A 5,251-nucleotide genomic window follows, 5' to 3' on the forward strand; every position below is an offset into this window, starting at 1 on the left:
GAAATAAAAAACGAAATAATGAAGGACTCAAAAAAATTGATGCCGGATACCCACGTAGAAGATTCTACTTCAGCAATAACTATTAGATTTACAGACCAGGACACATCTTCAAGGCTATTCGGGATAGACATTGTAATCGGATATAAAGATATAACTGGCATAAAAATTCTAAAACATGACAAGCACGAGAATAAATTCATATTCAATACTATAACGGACAGTTCCGATTTGAAAAAGAAGGCGAATGAGATCCATCATGAAGGCAAATGGAACGATGTCAGAGAAGAATACCTGAAACTGAAGAGGAACAGAAAAAACAATGATCTCTGCTCACATCAGATATACAATATGGCTGTAAACAATATTTACAACAGATTACAATTTCTCCCGGGCTGATATGGCGGATGACTTCGGAGGCCGCCGGGATTTCAGAGGATTTCTACGACGCCTACTACAGAGGGGAGAACACGGCGGTGGCCTTCGGGCTGGAGAACGTCGTGAGATACGATAGATGGAGGGACCTCTCGGAGTACGGGATGAGGCAGGCGCCGCAGTCGTTCGCTTATGTGAAAGATAATTGATAAACAAACCTGCCCAGTATGCGCCCGCATCAACCCGAACAGCAACACGAAATTGCTGGATATGCGCCTTTTCAATCCCTTTTCCCGCAGGCCAGCATCAGAAGGTATCCTTGGCCAGAGGAATGGTCCAGGACACTGAAATAATGATTCTGGATGAACCGACGGCCAATCTGGATGTTAAACATCAAGTCTATGTAACGCAGCTTTTGAGAGCGCTGGCAGATAATGACGATAAACTCATCATCATGATCTGCCACGATCTGAATATTGCGGCCAGATATGCATCCCAGATAATTGTCATGGAGCCTCCCGGCGTGGTGTATTCGGTAGGGAGCCCTGATGAAGTGATTACAACAGATATGATCAGAAGAGTCTATGGGATTGATTGTGAAGTGATTTGTTATGAATGCCGCCCCACGGTCATTCTGAAATCGACTTTTGTGAATCCAATGAATAATTCAACAACTTGTGGCAATGATAATAAAACGGGCACTGAACCATTAAACCCCTGCCAACTCAAACAGATAAATCGAAATCCGAGTCCACCCAATTGATGAAGAACTGAGTTAAAATCGAAATTGATATCTGGCATATTGGAAGTAATATGCCGAATCCACAGAAACATCCAGAGATGTCGGCAATCATTAACTATTTCTGCATATATGATGTGCCAGATTTACATTCTTAGGGGAAAACCATGAAGGTTGTCGCAGTTGTTCCCATGAAACTGAATAATCGTCGCTTGCCTGGCAAGAACACAAAACGGTTCACCAATGGAGACCCTCTTTGCACCTATGTGCTCAAAATGCTGCTGTCGATGAAAAGAATCGATGAAACATATGTGTATTGCAGCAATCCTTCCATCAAAGATTACCTCCCCGATGGAGTGAAATATCTGAAGCGTTCAGAATCGCTTGATACAGATAGCTCAAGCATGCTGGATGTTCTGGATGCATTCTGTAAAGAAGTCCCTGCAGACATCTATGTTCAGACTCATGCAACAGCTCCTTTCATTTCCGCGGAATCAGTGGAGAAAGGATTAGAGGCAGTGGCCTCGGGAGAATATGATTCTTCATTCTCAGTCAAGAAAATGCAGGATTTCATCTGGAAAGACGGAAAACCGTTCAATTATACTCTCGAAAATATTCCCCGGACGCAGGATCTACCTGAACTGATGGTCGAAACCAGCGGATTCTACATTTTCAAACAGAACGTGATAACGGAGAAGAGACGGAGAATCGGAGGAAGGCCCCTTCCGATCGAAGTCTCTGAAATCGAAAGCATCGACATAGATGAGAAAGAAGACTTCGAGATTGCAGATGCCTGGTACAATTATTCGATGATGGCATCTGAACCGAGAAAACAAGATTGAGAACGGAATGGGATAACCGTGAAAGACATTTCTATCCTGGACTGCACCCTCAGAGACGGCGGATACTGCAACAAATGGAACTTCGGGAAAGAAGGGATTGAACAAATCATCGAATCCCTTAATGATGCAGGGATAGAAATCGTCGAATGTGGGTTCATATCAGATAAAGTCCAATATGATCCAGACAAATCAAAATATCCAACGATGGAAGCAGCATGCCACACCCTTCCGGAAAACCGTAAGAAAACAACATACGTAGCTATGATAAATTACGGCGAATACGATGTCAGTGACATTCCAGAACACGCTGAAGGGAAAACCCTCGACGGCCTACGCATCGCATTCCACAAAAAGAATCTTCTCCCGGCCCTCGAGATGTGCCGTGCAATCAAAGCGAAAGGATACAAAGTGTTCGTCCAGGCAATGGTCTCCAAAAGTTATTCAGACGAAGAATTCCTGGAATTAATCGAAAAGATAAACAAACTTGAACCGTTCGCATTTTATATTGTGGACAGTTTTGGAAACATGAGGGGCGATGAGTTGATCAGGTTCTATTCCCTCGCCGAGAACAACCTGAATCAGAGCATCAGAATCGGTTTCCATTCTCACAACAACATGCAATTGGCATTTTCGAATGCTATTGCCCTCGCTGACATGCCGTCCTCCCATGACATCATAATAGATTCAACCATCTATGGAATGGGAAGAGGCGCGGGAAATCTCAATACTGAAATTTTCGCCGAATACCTCGCCGTCGTATCAGAAAGGAATACGAACTGCCCCCGCTTCTGAAGGCCATGGACCTTGTCATCAACAAATTCTATCTGATTAATCCGTGGGGATACTCACTCCCTAATTATCTTTCCGCAGTAAACGACGCCCACCCCAATTATGCCGGATTCTTCTCCGACAAAAGTTCACTGACAGTCGAAGCTATGGACGAGATCTTCCGCATGATGGATCCTGTGAAGAAATTGGAATTCGATAAGAGATACGCTGAGGAGATCTATCTGAGATACATGGAATCTGGCAAGCATTCCGTGAACAGCCGTAAAGAACTGGAATCCACCGTGAGAGGACACACCGTCCTGCTTATCGGACCTGGAAGAAGTTCTGCCACCCAGAAGGACAGCATAATCGACTTTGCCAAAAGTGACACCATAACTGTCAGTGTCAACTTCGGGTACCCTCATCTCGATACTGATTATATTTTCGTCAGCAACATGCGCAGATTCAATCGCCTGTCTGCAGAGGAGAGGAAACGCGCTATAGTGACATCCAACATCATTTCGGACGAAGTGTACATGCGCACAGATTACAAGGAATTGCTGAATGATGAAGAGTCTGTTTCAGATAACGCAGGAATGATGGCAGTCAAGTTATTCTCGATGCTAGGCGCAGCTAGAATTGTCCTGGCAGGCTTTGACGGATATTCCTATACTCAAGAGGAGAATTATGCAGACTCCCGCATGGAGATCATAACGAAGAAGGCAATTCTTGAGAGTCGCAACGAGGGGATGGCAAAAATACTCGGAGAGTATTCGAAAAAGGTTAAGATTGAATTTCTTACACAACCCCTGCATTACAAGGTGGAATGATGGCCCCGTGTTCTCCGCGGTTCAAGGCAATTGCCATGGACCTTGACGGGACCGTTTACAACGGAAGCAAAGCTGTTCAGGGGGCCGCCGAAGCCGTGGCCGAACTCCGCGCGACAGGTCTGGAAGTTCTGTTCTGCACCAACAATTCGACGAAAACCGGAAAACAGATTTCCGATAAGCTCTGCAGGATGGGAATCCCCTGCACTGCAGATATGATCTATACCTCTGGGGACGCAGCAGCAGACTGCATTAGGAAAATGGGATCTCCCAGGACCTATGTCATGGGCAGCGATGTCCTGAAGCATAGCATATCAGCTGTCTCAGAGATCACGAACGTTCCTGAAGATGCAAAGGCACTGGCAGTCGGATTCGACCCAACTGTCGATTATGAGAAGATAACATTCGGCGTCAGGGCTGCACTGGCCACTGAGAAGATCGTTTTCTGCAATGAAGATGCCGTTTTCAAGAAAGAAGACGGAAAAATCTATCCCGGCCCCGGAGCAGTGACTGCAGCGATAAGGGCATGCTCGAAGAGAGAACCGGATGCTGTCGCCGGCAAACCTTCTGTATACATGATGAATTCAATTGAAAACAGAACAGGCCTCGAAGCGGAAGAAATTCTTGTGGTAGGGGATAGTTTCGACACGGACATCATGTTCGCAAAAAACTGCGGTACGGTCGGAATACTGGTCGGAGAAAAAGTTCCAGGAATATTCGCGGCGAACAATATTTCAGAAATTCCGCAACTGGCGCTAAAATTTGGAACCTCGGATTGCCTCTGAGTTTGGCTGCGGGCTCACACAACTTTGCATTATGGAACATCTCGCCATGCCCATTAATCCTGACCTCGCCACATTGTGATTCCCGAACGCAACCTGGCCCGTTCGCCACTTAGGTATTTGCATAGTTCCCGCTACATCCATGATTGTTCTCAGATGGAAAGAGGATTGCATTTAGGCAGAAATCCACAGATTAATGCCGATTTTGGCCTTGGTATTGCCAAAATACTTCCTCGAGATAAAGTTCCAATTGCATTAAATTGCCTGTTTCCTCTTTCTTTTCTCGATTGGCCTCAAAAATGTCGAATAACTTAACGATCAAATAACGAATTATATATTGGGATTGCCCATAATCATCTATCTACATCTGCAGCTGCCACTCTGGTTCTTTTAGGCTGTCCAGGAGATTATCTGATCCCGTCTCTCTGGATACAGTATTGATAATCGCCTTGTGCCCTAGGCCACCGTCACACTATCGTTCGATTCCGGCGTATTTGTATATGGCCTTTTTCTGAAACTGACCGAAGTTCATCCTGTTCCTGACAAAACAGACCGATTCCGGAACCGTATCTTTATGATTATGCAATAGTAACTGAGGAAAGATCCTAGGCCATTTCTACTTGATTGCGAAAACAAATGCCGTGGCTTCCATAATTTTTCCTGACCGCTCGACAACTATGCAACAAGATCGCCCTACCTCGTAAAAGGTAGACTCAAGCTTTAGTGTTGATACAACCAATTTGTTTTTACCGAAGTCTGGGTCTTAAATATCACAAACTGATAAAGATAAATAAGGAAAGGGTTAACAAATGAAGGAGACAACTGTAGTTTATCATATCGGCCATTATGGATTCTTTGAAAAATCCCTCTTACATCATTTCACATATACAAACCATGCAAATGCATTGTTTTTAATTACTG

General features: G+C 44.7%; 6 protein-coding genes and 1 pseudogene. All 7 read left to right on the forward strand.

Annotated elements, in window-relative coordinates; genetic code table 11:
• A pseudogene (locus tag AUQ37_RS07640) lies at positions 1–396 on the forward strand (hypothetical protein); the annotation flags it as partial.
• Positions 397–404: 8 nt separating this feature from the next.
• Positions 405–581: a hypothetical protein gene (locus AUQ37_RS10145; protein WP_157844366.1), complete on the forward strand. Its 177-nt coding sequence runs from the start codon at positions 405–407 to the stop codon at positions 579–581.
• Between the two features lie 143 nt (positions 582–724).
• Positions 725–1,135 (forward strand): ABC transporter ATP-binding protein, encoded by a 411-nt coding sequence (locus tag AUQ37_RS10150; protein WP_235585021.1) that lies wholly within the window; start codon positions 725–727, stop codon positions 1,133–1,135.
• A 143-nt stretch (positions 1,136–1,278) separates the two neighbouring features.
• Entirely contained in the window at positions 1,279–1,953 is a 675-nt protein-coding gene (locus AUQ37_RS07650) for a cytidylyltransferase domain-containing protein (protein ID WP_058748091.1), read from the forward strand.
• An 18-nt stretch (positions 1,954–1,971) separates the two neighbouring features.
• On the forward strand, positions 1,972–2,745 hold the full coding sequence (locus tag AUQ37_RS11480) for an aldolase catalytic domain-containing protein (RefSeq protein ID WP_201013863.1): 774 nt from the start codon (positions 1,972–1,974) through the stop codon (positions 2,743–2,745).
• 5 nt (positions 2,746–2,750) lie between these two features.
• Positions 2,751–3,551 carry a hypothetical protein gene (locus AUQ37_RS11485; protein ID WP_201013864.1) on the forward strand — a complete coding sequence of 267 codons (801 nt, stop codon included), beginning with the start codon at positions 2,751–2,753 and terminating at the stop codon, positions 3,549–3,551.
• The gene (locus AUQ37_RS07660; RefSeq protein WP_394325627.1) at positions 3,551–4,333 is read left to right on the forward strand and encodes an HAD-IIA family hydrolase; all 783 of its coding nucleotides are present in this window, start codon (positions 3,551–3,553) and stop codon (positions 4,331–4,333) included. The genes AUQ37_RS11485 and AUQ37_RS07660 overlap by 1 nt, the downstream gene beginning before the upstream one ends.
• The last annotated feature ends 918 nt before the right edge of the window (positions 4,334–5,251 follow it).

Source organism: Candidatus Methanomethylophilus sp. 1R26, assembly GCF_001481295.1.
Classification (GTDB): domain Archaea; phylum Thermoplasmatota; class Thermoplasmata; order Methanomassiliicoccales; family Methanomethylophilaceae; genus Methanomethylophilus.